The sequence below is a fragment of the Microcoleus sp. FACHB-831 genome, assembly GCF_014695585.1.
Taxonomy (GTDB): Bacteria; Cyanobacteriota; Cyanobacteriia; order Cyanobacteriales; family FACHB-T130; genus FACHB-831.
Window position 1 is genome coordinate 44,785 of record NZ_JACJON010000025.1, and the last position, 18,875, is coordinate 63,659.

An 18,875-nucleotide genomic window follows, 5' to 3' on the forward strand; every position below is an offset into this window, starting at 1 on the left:
CCGCAAGAACAAAGGTTGCTGAAGCAAAAGGACGTTAGGCGCGGCGAAGTGATGTTAGATGCCAAGAGCCATTGCTATTCCCATTCTGGTGTTAAAGCAGGCATCAAGCGCTGCCAGTTACCCAAAAGCTTTTCCTGCCAGGGTATTCCCTTCGAGCCTTTGACTACTAGCTGAGTAGTTTTCTTCTTACGCACGCCAATCACAAACCGCGACAGTACGCTCATTCCTGAACTATTGAGGAATTCTAGGTGTTTTAGGTTCATTGTAACCGTCGGTGGCTCCTGCGCGATCGCCTCATCAAGTAACTGCTCTATAGATTTATAATCCGCTATTCCACTCTCCCGCAATAAACCCTGGAAGTCTACTGTTGCCGTTGCTGGATCGTAGGATACCCTATAGTCATTTGTTTGAATTTCCATTTTATTAAATCTCCTTACTTACCATCTAAATAATTTATCTTATCTACGTTGTTAGCTGCACCATTGTGGTAACAGTTGTAATTTTTGGCTCTTGGCTTATTGTCTCAATTTTCCAGCCCAATTTAGCACTATAATCGTTTATCATACTGAGAAATCCTAACCGAGATTCTTCGCTTTTCTCCTCAGCACCTTTTTCCAATTGACGAAAATATAATTCCTCACTATCGGAATTTATTATTTCCTGAATAAAATCTATGAATTTCTCCAAAATTTGTTCGCTAACGCAATTGTTAGTAACTAAGACTAATCTTTTATCAATTAGACACATACCCAATTGAATTGGATGTTTAACGCTTTTTTGATGAAATTTCATTGAATTTTCTAATAACTCATTAGCAATATAAGTAACCGCAGTTTTAATATGAAATTGCCTTTCATAAGATTTGATATCTTGCTCATTGACGGGGAATAAAGTTGCCCAATAATCCGTAATAAAAGCAATAGACAAATACCTTGTCTGCTTGCGCCGCTCAAGGGGAATAGAATGAACAAAAAAGTCGAACATAAAAAGCTTATTGTTGGCAAGTATCTCTTCTTGAAAATCTCCAAATATTTGATTCATGGCCCTTTAATTGTGTATTTTATGCGGAAAACTCTTCTTAAGAAACGGAATAGGCTTAGGAACAGATTTAGTTATTCACTACTAACAAGCAAGCTACTTCTGCTTAAGCACCACCAAAGTAATATCATCAAAGACCTTTTGCTCCCCAATATGTTGTTTAACATCGTCAATTACCACTTGTGTAATTTCCTGTGCTGAGCGATCGCAGTTGCACCTGACGATTTCACATAATCTCTCTAATCCGTATTGCTTTTGATTGATGTCAAACGCCTCTGTAACACCATCGGTGTATAACACCACTAGATCTCCTGAATTTAACTGCACCTGTTCAGAGGCGATGAAGTCGGCAATATCATCCTCCATTCCAATCGGAAAGCCCAGACTAATTGTATCAATCCGCTCAAGTTGGCCTCCTGCACGCACCACAATTACTTCCTCGTGTTGTCCGCTGATACTCAACATACCGTCAGCGTAGTCGAGAATGGAAAGACTTAAGTTTTTATAGGGATTGATGCGTTGAGCATTGCGATAAATCGTGCGGTTGAGAATATCCAAAAATTGCACCGGATCGGTTTGATTACTTTCTTGTAGGGTTCTAACGGCGGTTTGGGTCATTAGCATTAATACACCACTTTCTAACCCATGTCCGGTAACATCACCTATGCTAATCTTGACTTTACCATCATGTTGCAGAACGTCGTAATAGTCGCCGCCCACTTCATCCGCTGGTTCCATAAAGCCAGCTATTTCTAACCCTTCAATTGCATCGACTTCTGACTGCTTGGGCAAGATCATCTGTTGCAGTCGCTTAGTTACTTCTAACTCAGCACTAAGGCGAATATTTTCCGCTTTGAGCTTATCGTTGAGGTCGCTAATTTCTTCATTAGCTTGAGCCAGTTGAGCGGTGCGCTGTTTAACTTTGTCTTCTAGAGTTTGATAAAGTTGGGCATTTTCAATTGAGATAGCCGCTTGAGACGATAATATTTTTACTACTTCCAAATGCTCGGGCGTAAAGGCTCCTGCGGTGAGATTATTTTCTAAATAAACAATACTGATGAGTTGACCTTGATTAATTAGCGGAACGCACAAGATAGATTTGCTCTGATGCTCTTTGATGTATGGAGCGTTGGTAAATTGGCCTTCAGAGGCGGCATCATTTAATACTACACTTTCCTGAGTTCGGACAACATAGTTTAATATTGCTGAGGGTACGCGGTTATCGATGGGAATTGACTGCAATACGGTGATGCGATCGCCATCTATTGAACCTTCAGCTTCTATCAGTAGTTCTGCCTGGCTTGCCAAAATCAAATATCCTTTTTGCGCTCCCGCATTTTCAATTAAAATATTCATCAAGCTAGATAGCAATCTCTCCAGCACAATTTCGCCAGAAATTGCCTGGGAAGCTTTGACAACTGTAGCAATATCTAGGGAGTAACGCGAACCAGTGGTTGTCAATCTTGTAGTATTTTTGGTGTCTTGAATTCCCGTACCAGTTGCAGTTAACAAGTGAGGATATCGCCTCTCTAAATCTTTTACCTTAGCCGTAGCACCCCATAGCTGATAGCAGTAACAAGCCTCCTGCATATAGGCTCTGGCACTCACTTTTCTCCCTTTAGATAAATAAAACTTGGCAGCTAGTTCGTAAGCGAGGGCGGCTTCATTAATATATTCGTGTTCTTTAGCAAGGGCAATAGCTTTCTCAAAATAGTCTATTGCTAAGGCATCTTTGCCAATAACTCGATATCGCTCTGCCTCCACCAATATATATTTATGCAAGTGATTCATGGGGGCATGATGCGCCCATTTCTTCATCTTTTTCTGATTGGCTATAACTTTTGACATACGGTGTTTTTTGTCTAAATTTAGCGTATCTTTATATAAAGAGAGTTGAGCCAAAGAATCATAAAAATAGAAGTAGGGAACGGTGAATGTTGCGGTTGCACCATCTAGATACTGTTCGGCTTGAACTGCATTTGATGCTGCTTCGCTATACTGCTCAAATAGATAACAAAGCAGTAGTTGATTGAGGTATACATAAAAAATTGATGTTCGCGCCTTAGCTTGAATTAGCAACGGCAAGTCAGAGCGATTGTCGTAGGCATTTCCGATTAAACAGTAGGGGGTTTCAGCACGATCTAATAAGTTAAGAACAGCTTGGTGAAATGGCTTATGCATGCTAAGAGATTGTTCTTGGTTCAATTGAACCATAACCTCACTATACGCTGCCATTTGGGGTTCAAGTTCCGATAATTCCTGGCCACTCAGATACGCATTGAAGCAATAAACTAAGGCTGCATAAGCAGCATACTCCAAATCTCCAGTTTCCAGGCCACTTTTGTAACCCTCTAACAAAGGTAGCAACGTTTCTTTAGCTGGTGTTTTCCAATGTCCGATAAAGCCATTGGTTATAAAGAGCGCTTTAGTTTTGAATTCTCTGGCATTAAATTGCTCCAGCAACCTCAACGCCAGCTGACCAAATTCATAACCCGCTTCAATATCTCCTACAACTCCACACAAAATTAAGCCATAGATAGCGTAAGCATAGATAGACTCAGCGCTATTACCATGTTTGACAGACAGAATCACCTGCTTAAACGCAATTAAGGGTAGAAATGTAGGTGCAGCAATAAAGGCTGGTGAAACTATTCTCGATAGGATACGCAGCGCTGCTAATTTGTAAGGAGCGCTCATCTGGCGTAGATTCGCTAAGTCTGAAATCCGTTTAACTGCTAATACTGACTTGGTTTCTACTAATCCCATCAAGATATTCAGATTGTTAGGCTTTTGGGGTAGTTTCACCCTCAACTGCCTCAAAATTTCCACTCCTGCATCAACTGCCTGCTCTAGCTTTGTCTGGGCAATTAGGGCAAGAATTTTTACTTCAATAACTTTCACTTTGTCTAGGACTGTTTTTGCTCTTTGCAGCACGATTTGAACTAAACTCTCCATCTGCTCAAAGCCACCACTAAGGTACGCCGCCTCTGCTGCTTCTACATAGAGTGTCAATGTCAAGTCATACTGCGTCTGCCAGCCTTTTTCCCCCAACAATTTTATGCCAACTTGCAAGTAATTTAAGGCTGGCTCATATGCTGCCGATGCTTTCGCTTTCTTGCCAGCTATGAGATTTAACTGAGCCAATTCATCTCTTTCTGACTGAATAGAAATGAGTTCAATCCCAAAATTTAGTTGATTAACAATATCAAAAATTTTTTCTTCTCGATGGTCGTAAGAAGTATTTTGCAGGAGCAGTTGCCCAATTTTTCGATGGATGAGTGGCTTGTCCTGTTCGGGAATCAGCGAATAAGATGCCTGCTGAATTCTGTCATGAACAAATTTGTATTCGGGTAATGGGTAATTGGTGGGTGTTAATGTGTTATCGTTGGATTCTTGCTCGCTCAGAGCTACTTCTAAATCACTCCTATTACCTGGGGACATAACTAAACCTTCGGCAACCGCTGCGTGCAAGTCATTAACCATTTCTCGCAGGGATTTTTCACGATGGGTTGCTAGCATTTGCAAATCAAACTGATTGCCCATGCAGGCTGCTAGCTTTAAGATCTGTTGTGTATTCTCTGGCAGCTTTTGAATCTTTAGGGTCATCAGCTCGACAATGTTATCAGTGAATCCCCGCGCTTTAATTTGATCTAAATCCCACTGCCACCTAAGAGTCTGAGAGTCAAACTCTAACAATTTTTCGGTATAAAGGGATTTGAGAAACTCATTCATAAAGAAGGGATTGCCGCCTGTTTTAAAAAGCACTAATTCGGCTAAGGGCTGGGCACTTTCTTCAGAACAGTTGAGAGTATCTGCAATTAGGTGAGTAATGGTGGATAAAGCCAAAGGAAGCAGAGAAATTCGCTCGACAATTGCTCTGTTTTTGCTAATTTCCTCTATTGTCAACATTAACGGATGAGCCGAAGAAACTTCATTATCTCGATACGCGCCAATTAAAAATAGTCCTTGGTACGAAGCGTTCATCAGCAGTTGCATAAGCTTCAGAGATGCGCCATCTGCCCACTGTAAGTCGTCCAGAAATATCGCCAATGGGTGTTCTGGGTTGGTAAAGATTTTGATGAAGTTCTGGAACACTAAATTAAAGCGATTCTGGATTTCTGTCGGGTTAAGTTCTGGTACCGGGGGTTGCTTGCCGATAATTAATTCCACTTCAGGAATTACGTCAATAATGACTTGACCATTTATCCCCAAAGCGGCTACAAGTTTCTCCCGCCACCCTTTAAGCTGTTCTTCACTTTCCGTTAAAAGTTGTTTGACTAATCCTTGAAAAGCGTTAACAACGGCACTATAAGGAATGTTGCGTTGATACTGATCAAATTTTCCTGAAATGAAATACCCACGCTTTTGGGTAATAGGTTTATACAGCTCTTGCACCAAAGCTGACTTGCCGATGCCAGAATAACCAGCAATCAGCATCAGTTCGCTTTTGCCCGAAGTCACGCGCTCAAAAGCGCTTAGTAAAGTGTCAATTTCTCGCTCTCTTCCATAGAGCTTTTGAGGAATTTGAAATTTATTGGAAATATCTTGAGAGGCGAGAGCAAAGTCATCAATTTTGCCTTTTGCCTGTAACTGATTCAGGCATTCTTCCAAATCAGCTCTTATTCCATAGGCATTTTGATATCGCTCCTCCGCCGTCTTTGCCATTAATTTCATAACAATGTCTGAAACGGCTAAGGGAATCTCTGGATTAACTTGGTGGGGGGTGAGAGGCTGTTTAGCAATATGACAATGCACTAACTCTAAAGCATCGGTAGTTTCAAACGGTAGCCGTCCGGTAAGCAATTCATAGAAGGTGACGCCGAGGGAATAAAAGTCGGTGCGGTAATCAAGAGTTCGGTTCATCCGTCCCGTTTGCTCCGGTGACATATAGGCTAAAGTGCCTTCTAAAAGATTGGGATTTTTCAGTGTAGGATTTTCGCGAGTAAATACTGTAGAAATTCCAAAATCAATGATTTTGAGAATCCCTGTTTCTAGGTTAAATACTATGTTGGCGGGGTTGATATCTTTGTGGATAATATTGGCAGTATGAATATGGCTCAAAGTTTCAGCCGTTTTGATAGCAATACTAAGAAACTCCTTTAGCGCCAAAGGTTGCCCATCTATTAATTGCTTTAAAGATGACGCGCCAAAATCTTCAAGGATGATGACTAAAGTTCTCTGATAGGGTTCTAAGCTATACGCTTTAACTACTCCATCCAGATTCAGATTGCGTGCGATCGCATATTCCTGTTTATATCGATTAAGTTCATTCGGCGTGGGATAATCTTGTTTGAGAAGCTTAAGGATAACAGCTTGCTTATCCTCCTGTCGGATGCCCCGATAAACTATTGAATTGCTGCTTTCATAGATTTGCCTGAGAATCTGGTAGCCGTCAATCTGAAGCATTTTTGGTTTTTCTAAAGTAGGAGGTTAAGTAAAGATTGAAATGATAGGCGATCGCGTTTTGAGCAAAGATATCTATTATCCCTGCTTATCTAATTTTTTGTATTGAGCGCTCCAGTTAACCAATTCAGTTAATATTGCACTCATCAGAAAATTTTTTAATTCAAGAAGTGGAGAAGCAACCTGCGCTTCCATTGGAAGCGCAAGTTAAAATTAATACCTTCTTAGATGCACCAATAGCTAAACATCCTAGCAACCGCTAGCAGCTAGGTATGTAGTTAAATATAGATTAAGATAACATCCAAAGCGCTGCTGACAAAGCCTAGATTAGAATTCACACTAACCTACCTATAGTATTTCACCGATATAGCATCTAGTTTCAGTGCATCCCCTTTCTTATTTCAGGTTGCTACTGCATCTTTTCAGAGAGGAGTTTTGCTGATTTTTCTATTGTCATTACTATAAAAAGTAGGAGAAATAGGAGCGGCCATCATGGGTATAGCAATTTTTAAATAAAATCTGTACTTGAAAAGACATTTGTATTGGTTTTATTGGGAATTAATCTTTTAGATATAATCAAGCGAATATGGCGGAAATAATTACACTAACTCAATTAAAAAATATCCTATTGTAGGTTGTGTTGAGAGACCAGATCCGCCATTGGCAAAAGTTAAATGTGTTTTGCCAACTTCCTACACAATCTGTTGTTCGATAACTTATTGCTTGCAAGCCATCACTAACTAGAATCACCTTTTCCCCACTATGAATCTTATATTTTGCTAAGACTAATTAACCCATTCTTCTGCAAAAAAGCAAAAAATTATCCATAGTTCGCCGCGCCTTGCCGTGTTAAGTGCGTTATTGCTTGTGCTTTATAGGAATTTCAATTGTAAACTCAGTTCCTTTGCTTAATTCACTCTGACAATACAACTTACCGACGTGTTTTTCTACTACGATTTCGTGGCTGATAGATAACCCCAATCCGGTTCCTTTACCTATCGGCTTTGTCGTAAAAAACGGGTCAAATAGCCGACGGCGTACTTCCTCTTTCATCCCAGAACCATTATCTGCAATCTTAATAGCTACCGTAGCGCCTTCTATCACTTCAGTACGAATCTGGATGCAAGGTGCAGTTTGGGTGGAGCCTATGGACTCCTCTAAAGCATCAAGTGCATTGCTAATGAGATTCATAAACACCTGATTAATCTGTCCGGGATTGCACTCAACTAAAGGGAGTTTGCCATAATCTTTAATCAGCACGATCGCGGGATGTTCGGGTTTGGCCTTAATACGATTTTGCAGCATCAGCAACGTACTGTCTAAACCTTCGTGAATATCAACAACTTTCATCGCTGCTTCGTCGCTGCGCGAGAAGTTACGCAGCGACAGTACAATTTCGCTAATACGCTCAGCTCCCACTTTCATAGACGAAAGCAATTTAGGCAAATCTTTAACAAGGAAATCTAAGTCAATTGCCTGTATTTCATCCTCGATCTCTGGTGTCGAATGGGGGTACTGTTGTTGATAAAGTTGCAACAAACCTAAAAGGTCAGATGTATATTGACTAGCGTGGGTGATATTGCCGTAAATAAAGTTTACTGGGTTATTAATTTCGTGCGCTACTCCGGCCAATAATTGGCCTAAAGATGACATTTTCTCGCTGTGAACGAGTTGCAGATGCGTTTGTTTCAGATCTTGCAGAGCTTGTTGCAGTTCGGTTGCTTGTTCTTTGAGTTGAGCTTCCGCGTGCTTGGCAATAGTAATGTCTTGCGCCACTATCATCCCAGCAAAAACCTCTCCCCGATCGTTTTTTACGGGTATAGCATGCACCTGATAAATTATCTCACCGCACGCTTGTTCAAAGACTGTTGCTTTTCCTGCTAGTGCTGCACGATAATAAGGCTCGACTTGAGCATAACAGTCTGGCGGAAAAACTTCCTGTATTGTCTTTCCTTCTAATAATTGTTTTGAAAGGCCGACTTCCGCTAAACCCATTCCTTCTGCAATCGTAAAGCGCAAATCTAAGTCAAATAAAAATACGGCACCGTTAGGGAAATTCTTAGCAAGGGTGCGATACAGGTCTTCCTGTTTTTGTCTTTCTTCCTCAGCCAGCTTTCGTTCTGCGATTTCCTGTTGCAGTTGCAAATTAGCGTTTGTGAGGGCGGCAGTCCTTAGCGATACAATTTCTTCTAGGCGTTGCTGGTAATGCTGTAAAACTGACTCGACTAGCTTGCGATCGCTAATATCTACGATTAACCCATCCCAAAGTATATCCCCGTTTGCTTGTCTTTCCGGACGAGAAGCTCCTTGAATCCACTTGATCTTTCCAGATGGCAAAACGATTTTTCCTTCCCAATTCCAAGGCATCATTGTTTTACAAGAAACCTCTATGGATTGCTGCAATGATTGCAGGTGATCGGGATGAATTCGTTCCCACATCAAGTTACTATTTTGCTGAATCTCCTCTGGCTCTAATTCGTATAATTCACGACACCCGGAACTAACATAAACAAACGAACTGGAACCATCTGGATGGCGTAAAAACTGATAAATAACTCCCGGCACATTCGCTGCCAATTTTTGAAACTTTTGTTCGCTGTCTTCCAGGGCTTCCTGTATTTGCTTGCGATCGCTCTTGTCTCGAATTGTAACAACTACTGCTTCAATTCCCCCATCGTTGCTGGCAACTGGACTTAGCAAATACTCTGAGTGCGCGGTTCCATCAACGGTTAGAAAATCGATTTCACCTTTTATTGCTTTGCCTCGCTTAAACACCGCTTCCATATCTGTTTTTAAGCCGTCTGTAAGGCGATAGGAGAAATTTAGCTCTTGCCAATTTTTCCCTAGTATTTCATGTTTCGCTAACCCAAAAGCAGCTGCACCTGAAGAGTTGACATAGATGTATTTCCCAGCGCGATCGCATACATAAATATAGTCTGGTAATGCCGAAAGTATGCTGTCGAAAATTTGTGTTTGCTGCTCAATCTCTGCCTGCATCAGATGGCGAGACGTGACATTTTCGACTAAAGCCATGACATACTGCGGTTTACCTTTCGCATTCCGCACCAGAGAAACGGTCAAATTTGCCCACAACCACTGACCTTCTCGACAGCAAAAACGCTTTTCAACTTGGTAGGAATCTCTCTCTCCCACCACAACTTCTCGGTATAGTTTTTTATCCGCGATCGCTTCTTCTTTTGAGATAAACTCGCCTAAACATCGTCCCTGCATCTCAATAGCGCTGTAACCTAGCCACTGCGCTAAAGTCGGGTTTACCTCCACTATTGTTAAATCTACGTCCAGAACCACGATCCCCATTGTGGCGTTGTTAAATACTGCCTGCAAAAGCTGCTCGCCTTCTTCGCATACTTGAGTTTCTAGATCTTGACGTGTCGTTGTTTTGACTAGAAACTGAGAGGTTTGCGAACTGTTCGGTATCACTGCTTCTTTCCTAAGACACAAGGGGATTATCTGGTAAATTTACTTAGTTCCTTTTAGTTTTAACATCTAGCCTAAGTAATATTTCTTATATATACGAAAGACATATTTTCTGACCCATGCTGGTATAAATGCATACTGCGAATAGAGCAACCTGTCATGCGATCGCGCGTCTACCTTGTAGTGTATAAATACTTAAATTTTTCCAAATATCAGGTAATTGCCAGCAAGTTCGCTCTAAAAAGTGAAAAATACTACTTTATCCAAATTTTAAATAAGCTTCTTACACAGCGCCTTTTTAAAGATTCAGTAAAAATAAGCCATTAAGCTGTACAGCATAACGGAAAATACTGAGAAGAGGGAGAATAATCGACACCGCCTACCTGGAACGGTTAACAAAGCGCCGTGCCGTATTCCCCTTCTGCAAGAGCCTGTAGCAATTGAGGGATGTACGCCATGTCGATTATGAAAAAGCTGTCAATAACTACAGCCGGAGCCGCCTTACTTACTCTGGGAACCATTACACCCGTAAAAGCAGCCTCTTTTTATTCAATTACCGACTTGGGTACGCTGGGGGGCGAAGAAAGCTACGCCAACGCCATCAACAACTCAGGCCAAGTAGTCGGCTGGTCGTACACCAGTAGCGGGGCACAACGAGGCTTCTTGTGGGAAAACAATGCAATGACCAACCTCGGCACGCTGCCCGGAGGTAACGCCAGCGAAGCGAGGAGCATCAACAACAATGGCGACATAGTTGGCTGGTCAACAACAGCCAGCGACCAACAACACGCCGTTTTATGGCCGGAAAATGGCCAAATACAAGATATCGACCCGACCAGCAGCATCAGCCAAGCCAACGACATCAACGACAACGGCCAAGTAGTCGGCGGTTCGGATGGGCGTGCATTCATCTGGAGCAACCAGACAGGAAAGCGAAACCTCTGCCGCGATGAAGACCTCGGCCCTTTGGATTTCTGTCCTCGCAGCGAAGCCCTGAGCATCAACAACGCGGGTCAGGTGGTCTATTCTTACACTAATTCTCCTATGAGCAGCGGTATTGATCTTTGGCAAAACGGTCAGTACATCAGCGGTGTTAGCGGGTCTTATGGTCTAAGCCAAAGGGCTGCCGTTAATGAGTTTGGCAATGTAGCTGGCACAGAAAATGCGCCGTGTCTTTGCGATAGCGCTTTCTTCAAACCGTTTAACGGCTCGGGCATTTCCCTGGGTACGCTGTATTCTTCCCGACCAGAGGAGGGAGAAAGGCCGTTTAACGGAGCTAGGGCAATCAATAACTTAGGCCAAATAGTGGGTTTCTCAGGTCTTGCTCAATTTGGCCAATTAGTAGAACAACGAGCCTTTTTCTGGGAAAACGGGAATATTTTTGATCTCAACAAATTCATCTCCAATGACTCTGGCTGGTTTTTAACAGAAGCAACAGGGATTAACGATGTTGGGCAGATTGTTGGTCAAGGCACAATTAACGGTAAAAAGCGTGCTTTCCTGTTGAATCCGGTTGCTGAACCCAAGCCCGTACCTGAGCCAGCTTCTGCGTTGGGTTTGTTGGCCTTTGGCGCATTCGGGGCGGCTTCAGGTTTGCGACGCAAGCAAAAATCTAGCTTAACCAATAGCAGTAACGATAGTTAACCCTAACTAGAATTTCTAAAGTCATAGGAGAGTTGTGTCACGCAGCTCTCCTATTGTTTTTAGCGGGTAATGGCAGGGCAAGTGTTTGTAATGGGTTTTTCGTAACTAACTGCTACGCTCGTGTATCACTATTGAGGCGTTGCGGTTGTATTTAGGTTATGACAACTTACAAATCTGTTTTTTGGCTTAATATTTTATCTTTTTTATTAGTTCTTGCTCTGATCCTCTATACCAAGTCTTTTGGCCCCTCAGCAGGAGTTTTATTTTCTCCACCTATTGCACCAAAAGCTATTAGTATTGGTCTGTTAACCCATACGTTCCAATTATTGTGTGCTGTCCCAGCGATAGTTTGTGCATTTAGTTTCGCATTGCTAAGAACTATCCAGCCCCGGCGTAAAGAAAATGTGTTTATTTTGTGTTCGGCGCTAGTAACGGGTGGTTTTCTCCTCAATGAAATTTTTCGGATTCACATCTTTCTGCTTGTACAAGCTGGCGTTCATAAGCTGATAACTAGCTTTGTATTCGCCAGTGTTGCCGTAGCATACGGGTTCGCATTCAAAAGGCAAATAAAGTCAACGCCCTATATGCTGCTGTTGAGTGGCATGGGGTTATTGTTCTTTGCGATCGCTATAGATTCTTTAAAGTTACGCGGTGATGGGCTGCCCATCCTGCTAGAGGGCGTACCCAAGTTGTTTAGCGAACTCAATGTTGCACTTTATTTTTGCTATGTGTGCTACGGGGAAGTATTGCGATCGCTCAATCGAAAAGTAGATTCCTCTGTTAATTACTAAGCCTTGAGTGTTGACGAACCAGAAAACGCACCACGAATCGTAAAATACGCGCCAATCGCAACTTACTATGATTGGTAAAAATTTAGCCAAGCCGCCTGGGTGCCGTCCGCCTCTTCCGCGCACCCAAGCGCCTGAACCCTACAAGAATCGCCAGCAAGTGCATCAAGGGAACACATCGACTAGCACAAGCCTTGCATCAAAATGCGTAACGAAACCATTGCAGATTTAAAGTGAGATGCAGATAGATGCCTGAGATCGGGAGAAAATTCGCTCCTTTTTTTAGTATCCACAATCATTAGACCCCTTATAGATGTATTCGGGTACGAATCCGCCAGGGTGCCCGTGTTGCCATCCATACCAATCGCAAGCAACTTCATCGCGTTTCAAGTCGTTGTTGAAGCGGATGCGCTGCAAGCGCAGTTCTAGAAACTGCTCGCGGCTGTGAGTCGAAAGCCACGAACGTCTATAGCTCACAGGTTCAGTGAAAGACTTTTTCAGTAGAAACACAACGCCTTTTCTAGCGTACTGGTAAGCCAATTGCACGATTATATGAACGATGGGCTTACCTCGCTTACCGCCGGGAAGCGGATCGGAGAAGAAGGGCGGATTCCCAATTACCCAATCAAACCCCCCAGTCATGCTCACTATAGACTGCCATGACTGGTGCAAAGTCATATCAAAGTGAAAATCAGCCTGCTGCTGGGCGTCAATGTCGTTGGTAAATACTTGGATGTTATTCGAGAAATCCTTGATGACCTTGGCGATCGCATTGTCTTGAGCGCAGGGTTCCAGAATCACATCCCCATTTTCTAGCGGCAGTCTGGGGAGAAGCTCTGCTGTTGCCCATTCAGGAGTCGGGTAAAACCACAGATGTCCTGATGGTCTCACAACCCTTAGCTGCTCCGTCATAACCATATTATTAACCATGAGATTTTCACGCGCGAGGTGTCACATACCTCTACCAGTATCAGTTCACTGGTTAGAAAATCAATCTGGGGTGGATCGGGGGTGTTTTCTCCCGATGCGCGTCAAGATCGTTGAAAATAGAAAATGGGTGCATTTGTTATGTTCTTTAGTTTTAATGTATATAGTCTTACTCCCCCACCTGCCCTCATCGAGACCGCTGGCAACCTAGTTGCATCTACTTCAGTTTCCACCAATAAGGCTCTTGTAGCCAAAGGATGCAGCGAAGTCAAAAGATGGTATGCGTGGACACGATGCGGTACTGTGACGTGTTGCAAACTATTCATTGCTTGCTCAGATGGGACAATAGTTACTCAAACGGCAGACGCCACCAGGTGCAAATAACGTCTGCCGTACCGGGGATCATCCTCAAACTGGTATCAATAGCTCTACTGCTGGTAACTTCTATGCCGAAAGAACAATCACCAGAGGTTCGCCTCACTGCAATATTGCAGGAACAGCAGAGATTAGTAACCGAGCTAAAGGATGCCTCCCCCGCAAGACAGCTACAAATCCAGGCTGAGATTGTGGCGCTCTCTGAAGAGCAGTCGCACTTGCTTCAGGAAGCTGGGGCAGTTACCTGCTTCATTTTTAGTACCTCTGGGGTACGCGGAACTGGCTGGATAGAAGAAGAGCGAAACTTCGACGGTTCAGTTAGACAGTATCGATACGGTTATTACCGCAGTGGCAAAAGTAACCGCCGATACGTGCCAAAATTGCTGGTGGGCGACGTGCAGCGGATGATTGCATCTGGTGCTAAACCTCCTTCGATTCTTGAGTTCCTAGAAAAAGCCAAGACGCGCGTGGTTACGTCTTAATTTATCAATGGGTGCATCCACTAAACAAAAATATGTCTGGAGACAGAGGAAGCCTGTCAATTTTTCAACAAGCTCTAGACATACACACTAGGAGACATTTTACCCGCGTCTTTAGTTCCTATTACCGTTAAAAAAGCTATGGGCTGCTTTAGTGGGGGGCGATCGCCATACATTAAGTAATAACTCGAATATCTTTATATAAATTTATACAATTAGCCTAATTAAAAAAATTCTTAGCTCAGATGCAATCGTGCCAGAAGCATAAAATCTGTGTATGCCCCTTGAGCAGGCGCATACACAGGTGTGATGCTCCCAGCATTAATAAACGTAGAAGTTATCCTTGATAATTCATAAGAGCATACATTTATGTAAAACTACCCTAAACGACATACAGAAACTGATGCTGATGGATGCAGATGAACTGCTAACGCGCTACGGAGCAGGCGATCGCGATTTTAAAGGGGCAGACTTGATTGGAATGTCCCTCAAGGGAGCGAATTTGAGTGGGGCAAACTTTAGGGAGGGCGCTTTTAGCGAAGCCGATCTAAGTGGAGCCAATCTCAGCGAAGCATTCTTGAATGAGGCATCTCTAAGCGCGGCAAATCTCACGGGGGCTAATCTCAGAGCAGCCAACTTAAATGGAGCGAATCTGTTTAAAGCAAAGCTAAGGGAGGCTGACTTGCGCGGAGCAAATCTAAAAATGGCAGACCTCACCCAGGCAGACCTTACTAACGCTAACTTGGAAGGCGCAAATCTCTGGGGTGCTTCTCTCACGGGAGCAAAACTCGAAGGTACGGTGATGCCTGAACAAGCGGAATGATCTGCACAAATCCACGCCGCTGAAAACTCTACTGTACCAGTGGAATCTCGATAACAAATTCTGTTCCCTGTTCTGGTACAGAATTACACCTGAGATTGCCGTGATGTTTTTCCACAACAATTTGATAACTGATTGCCAGACCTAGACCTGTACCTTTGCCTACAGGTTTGGTGGTAAAGAAGGGGTCAAATATCCGCCCCTTGACTTCTTCACACATCCCAGGCCCATTATCAACAATCCGGATAGCCACCCAGTCGCGGTCTATAACTTCGGTGATAATCCGGATTGTGCTGGGATGTTGTTGCATTTCTGCGGGTGTTATCCCATTTCCTCCACAGCAGTTTCGCTCATTGTTGTAATCATCCAAGGCCTCAATCGCATTAGACAAAAGATTCATGAAAACTTGATTGAGGAGTCCTGCATAACACTCCACCTTGGGCAAATCGCCGTACTCTTTGATCACGCAAATCCCCGGATTTGCAATTCCTTTGGGTTTAATCCGGCTGTGCAGAATTAGCAGCGTACTATCAATACCTTCATGAATATCAACGGGCTTCATCTGAGCCTCGTCAATCCGCGAGAAGTTCCGCAGCGACTGGACAATTTGCCGGATGCGGTCGGCTCCCACTTGCATCGAAGATAGGGTTTTAGGAAAGTCTTCTTTGAGGAAATCGAAATCTATGTTTTCGGCTTCTTCCTCAATCTCAGATATGGGATTGGGGTAGTGTTGCTGGTAGAGCTGTATGAGGTTTAGCAGATCCTGGCCATATTGGCTGGCATGGATGAGATTGCCGCAAACAAAGTTGACGGGGTTATTAATTTCGTGGGCGACACCCGCAACCAGTTGACCCAGACTGGACATTTTTTCGCTCTGAATTAGCTGCCCTTGGGTTTGTTGAAGTTCGTGCAGGGTGTGTTCTAGCTGTTCTGCTTGTTGTTTGAATTTTGCTTCCGATTGGCGCAAGGTGTCCTCAACGGATTTGCGCTTGGTGATGTCGGTGACGAAACCTTCGGAGTAAAGCAGTTTGCCTGTGCGATCGCGCACTGCCCGCGCATTCTCAGAAATCCAGATTATGCTGCCGTCTTTGCGATATACCTGAGACTCGAATTCAGACACTCGATCGTTTTCTTCTAGCAGGCGCAAGAACTCCTCTCGCCGTTTCGGATCGACGTAAAGCTGCCGCCCGATATCTTGTAGATTCTCGCTAAGTTCCTCTGGGGAATCATAGCCGTAGATGCGTGCCAGGGCTGGATTAGCGCTGATATAGTTCCCAGCAGGCGTACTTTGGAAGATACCCTCTACGGCATTCTCAAAAATGCTGCGATACTTTTCTTCCGCTTGCCGCAAAGCAGACTCCATCAATTGCCGTTCGGCAATTTGTTTGGCTAAATCTCGGTTGGCAAGTTGCAACTCTTGGGTGCGGTTGATGAGGTTTCGCTGGACTTTTTCAAAGCGCTCTACCCAGCTGGAAGCCTCAGCTGGCAAACTGTTACGGCTTAGGAACATGGGATTTCTCAGTATTTAGTCGCCCAACTGCCAGTATTGCACTTTCCGTGTTTTTACTGGGTGATGCCCCTATCTTTAGTATTGTGATCTCTAAGTAATTACTCAGTGACCTTAGTCCGCGTGTTTTGCGATCGCATAGGCAAAATGTTGCGATCGCGATCGCTGACGTAGCTAAAATTACTGATAAAATATCCAGCGCATGCATCCGCATTACCTAGCGTTCTGGGATGGGTAACGGCAGATTGCGAACAATTATGAAACTCTTAATTCATTCATCATTACTTATTCATATTTAGCCCGTCCCTAGCCAAAGCCCTACTTAGCAATATTTAACTCTTCGCAATCAAGGGCAAACGATCTCAGAATTTAGACACAAATAAAGGGCAAACATCATAGCGGGTTTCATACACACCGCAGCTAACGAGGCAGATAAACGTGCATCGTGAGGAAAATTATCGATTTCCCAATTGCTCAAGCTTTTATAATTGCGCTCAGGCAGTACGATTATCGTGAAGTCAGGTTTGATTGCAACTTTTACTTTAAAAGCGATGAGGCCAGAAAAATTGGTATTGCGAATTCGGCCTAGTGTGGGTATCTTGGCAACTCTTGCTACAGCCAGCGCGATCGCAGGGGTAGCAGCGATCTCCAATCCACACCTTGGAGCGATCGCCAAATTCAAGTTAGCGGCGACTGGGACGCAGCTGACTGACTGGCGATTTGACCCAGCCGCAAGTCAGTTGGAAATAAATTTAAATAAACAAAGTACCCCCCGCTACTTCCTGCTCTCTCAACCACCTCGCATTGTTCTGGATTTACCCAATACCCAGATGGCAAGCGTTGACAAGCAAGAAAGTTACGCTGGTATTGTTCAACAAATTCGGGTATCGCAGTTTCAGCCCGATGTGACGCGGATTGTATTAGAACTATCCCCAGAAGTGCTTTTGGGCGACGTACTGGTGCAACTGCAACCGTCAGAAACTACATCTGTGGGGAATCGGTGGATCTTGCGATCGCTAATTGCCGATTCCAGGACATCAGCAGCACCCGATTTTTCAACAACATTACCACCAGCCAATTTCCGCACCCCCCAGACATCCCGCGTGCAGGTTCCCCCTATCAGTACAGGCGATCGCCCTACCGGGGGACAAGAGGGAGAAAATTCTCAAGTCCCACTAAGCACTCTTCCCCAAACCGCAACCGCCTCCACGCTACCCCCAGCTACTTTTAAGACTAATCGCACAGCAAGCATCAGCGTCCCTCCCCTGAAAACCGCCACAGCCACGACGCGAGTTATTGAATTTGGCCAACCCCTGCCTGGTGGGGAGAATACCCCAGTAGTTCCAGCAGTCGTTAGTAGAGTCTCCAACTCCCAGCCAGTGGTAGAACGGCAGGCTCTCCCCAGTTCCGAGTCCTCAATATCCAAACCTCAAGGAGTTGCCGTAGTAGTGCCTCGGCTTGTTCCAAGGGTTGCCCCACTTCCTACCGTTACGGCGGCGGCAGCAAGTATAGAGCCTGCATTGCCATCCTTGCAACGTCCGAGCAGCGTCTCGCCCGTCAGACAACAACCGACAGTGGCGGTAGCGCCGCTTGGATCGAGAGTTGCCCCCCGCGCTAGTGTTACGGCGACGATGGCAAGTATAGAGTTTGGAGTCCCGCTTCCATCGTCGCCGCGTCCGGGCGGCGTCTCATCGCGCCGACAAAGACCGACTGTGGTGGTTCCTCCGCTTGCGCCAAAGGTTGCTGCTGTTAGAGAACGGCAAAGCAGTAGGTCAAGTATAGACTTTGAAGCCCCAGTTCAGCCCAAGAGAGGCGCTGCGTCGGCGCGGCAAAGAGCTAGCGTGGTGGTTCCGCCGCTTGGATCTAGGGTTTCCACTCGGCGCAAGGTTACGGCGGCGCAAAGAAGTAGGACAAGGGTAGCAGTTGGCTCCCCAAAAAGGCAGTCAGTCGCCAAACGCCGACGCGCAAAATTGGTGGCTCAAAGGAGTAGGTCGAGGGTGACGCCACAAGCGAGGTCGATCGCGCGATCGCGCCCAGGTGCGGAGGCACTTTTGCTGCGTCAGACTAATGCAATTTCCACCGCTACTTTATTTAAAGCAGAATTTCCAGATGTGTTGCTGCCAGAGGGGGCTGTGCTGAGCTTGATCTATCCCGGTAAAAAGCCTCTAACTATGAAAGCGGGTACTCAGAGGCAAGAAGTGTTGCTGCTTACTGAGGCAATACGCGATCGCTCAGGTCAAATTGTCGTCCCAGCAGGCTCCCACATCATCGGACGCTTTGAAACAAATTCTCGCGGCAGTCGCTTTATTGCCCAAGCGATCGCCCTCGGTAGCCGCAATGTTCCTATATCAGCCGAGTCAGAAGTTCTAAAACGCAAGCGGCGGCTCTCACCAAATCAAATTCTACAAGTTCAGCTCAAAGAGGATTTACGCTAACAATGCATTACGAATGATGAA

The 18,875-nt window shown here is 44.5% G+C and carries 11 protein-coding genes; 5 read left to right on the top strand and 6 right to left on the bottom strand.

The annotated features are described in order from the left end of the window. Positions 1-74 precede the first annotated feature (74 nt). The 4 genes from H6F77_RS03715 to H6F77_RS03730 all read right to left on the bottom strand — a co-directional run bounded on the left by H6F77_RS03715 (position 75) and on the right by H6F77_RS03730 (position 9,882). Positions 75-419, bottom strand: a complete 345-nt coding sequence (locus H6F77_RS03715; protein WP_190485480.1) for a slr1659 superfamily regulator — start codon at positions 417-419, stop codon at positions 75-77. A gap of 43 nt (positions 420-462) precedes the next feature. Then, positions 463-1,041, bottom strand: a complete 579-nt coding sequence (locus tag H6F77_RS03720) for a slr1658 family protein (protein WP_190485482.1) — start codon at positions 1,039-1,041, stop codon at positions 463-465. A gap of 93 nt (positions 1,042-1,134) precedes the next feature. Next, positions 1,135-6,444 carry an AAA family ATPase gene (locus tag H6F77_RS03725; protein ID WP_190485484.1) on the bottom strand — a complete coding sequence of 1,770 codons (5,310 nt, stop codon included), beginning with the start codon at positions 6,442-6,444 and terminating at the stop codon, positions 1,135-1,137. 855 nt (positions 6,445-7,299) lie between these two features. Next, positions 7,300-9,882, bottom strand: coding sequence for a PAS domain-containing sensor histidine kinase (locus H6F77_RS03730; RefSeq protein ID WP_190485486.1), 2,583 nt, complete (start codon positions 9,880-9,882; stop codon positions 7,300-7,302). A gap of 453 nt (positions 9,883-10,335) precedes the next feature. On the opposite strand from H6F77_RS03730, the gene H6F77_RS03735 reads away from it, so the two are divergent. Further along, positions 10,336-11,523, top strand: coding sequence for a PEP-CTERM sorting domain-containing protein (locus tag H6F77_RS03735; protein WP_190485488.1), 1,188 nt, complete (start codon positions 10,336-10,338; stop codon positions 11,521-11,523). A gap of 158 nt (positions 11,524-11,681) precedes the next feature. Beyond that, entirely contained in the window at positions 11,682-12,314 is a 633-nt protein-coding gene (locus tag H6F77_RS03740) for a DUF8692 domain-containing protein (RefSeq protein ID WP_190485490.1), read from the top strand. 279 nt (positions 12,315-12,593) lie between these two features. On the opposite strand, the gene H6F77_RS03745 is transcribed toward H6F77_RS03740, so the two are convergent. Then, entirely contained in the window at positions 12,594-13,202 is a 609-nt protein-coding gene (locus tag H6F77_RS03745) for a class I SAM-dependent methyltransferase (RefSeq protein WP_309228794.1), read from the bottom strand. Between the two features lie 293 nt (positions 13,203-13,495). Here H6F77_RS03745 and H6F77_RS03750 point away from each other — a divergent pair, with 293 nt between their 5' ends. Beyond that, a complete protein-coding gene (locus H6F77_RS03750) occupies positions 13,496-14,095 on the top strand; it encodes a hypothetical protein (protein ID WP_190485492.1) in 600 nt (199 codons plus the stop codon). A 400-nt stretch (positions 14,096-14,495) separates the two neighbouring features. Then, positions 14,496-14,915, top strand: coding sequence for a pentapeptide repeat-containing protein (locus H6F77_RS03755; RefSeq protein ID WP_242021876.1), 420 nt, complete (start codon positions 14,496-14,498; stop codon positions 14,913-14,915). Positions 14,916-14,943: 28 nt separating this feature from the next. Here the strand turns inward: H6F77_RS03755 and H6F77_RS03760 are convergent, their stop codons facing one another. Continuing rightward, entirely contained in the window at positions 14,944-16,422 is a 1,479-nt protein-coding gene (locus tag H6F77_RS03760) for a sensor histidine kinase (RefSeq protein WP_190485494.1), read from the bottom strand. A 548-nt stretch (positions 16,423-16,970) separates the two neighbouring features. Here H6F77_RS03760 and H6F77_RS03770 point away from each other — a divergent pair. Then, entirely contained in the window at positions 16,971-18,854 is a 1,884-nt protein-coding gene (locus H6F77_RS03770) for an AMIN domain-containing protein (protein WP_190485498.1), read from the top strand. Positions 18,855-18,875: the final 21 nt, after the last annotated feature.

What these genes read in the sequence shown, in the direction of transcription:
- H6F77_RS03720 (WP_190485482.1), bottom strand. Translation starts at nt 1,041, where the DNA reads ATGAATCAAATATTTGGAGATTTTCAAGAAGAGATACTTGCCAACAAT.
- H6F77_RS03770 (WP_190485498.1), top strand. Translation starts at nt 16,971, where the DNA reads ATGAGGCCAGAAAAATTGGTATTGCGAATTCGGCCTAGTGTGGGTATC.
- H6F77_RS03755 (WP_242021876.1), top strand. Translation starts at nt 14,496, where the DNA reads ATGCTGATGGATGCAGATGAACTGCTAACGCGCTACGGAGCAGGCGAT.
- H6F77_RS03760 (WP_190485494.1), bottom strand. Translation starts at nt 16,422, where the DNA reads ATGTTCCTAAGCCGTAACAGTTTGCCAGCTGAGGCTTCCAGCTGGGTA.
- H6F77_RS03740 (WP_190485490.1), top strand. Translation starts at nt 11,682, where the DNA reads ATGACAACTTACAAATCTGTTTTTTGGCTTAATATTTTATCTTTTTTA.
- H6F77_RS03715 (WP_190485480.1), bottom strand. Translation starts at nt 419, where the DNA reads ATGGAAATTCAAACAAATGACTATAGGGTATCCTACGATCCAGCAACG.
- H6F77_RS03735 (WP_190485488.1), top strand. Translation starts at nt 10,336, where the DNA reads ATGTCGATTATGAAAAAGCTGTCAATAACTACAGCCGGAGCCGCCTTA.
- H6F77_RS03725 (WP_190485484.1), bottom strand. Translation starts at nt 6,444, where the DNA reads ATGCTTCAGATTGACGGCTACCAGATTCTCAGGCAAATCTATGAAAGC.
- H6F77_RS03750 (WP_190485492.1), top strand. Translation starts at nt 13,496, where the DNA reads ATGCAGCGAAGTCAAAAGATGGTATGCGTGGACACGATGCGGTACTGT.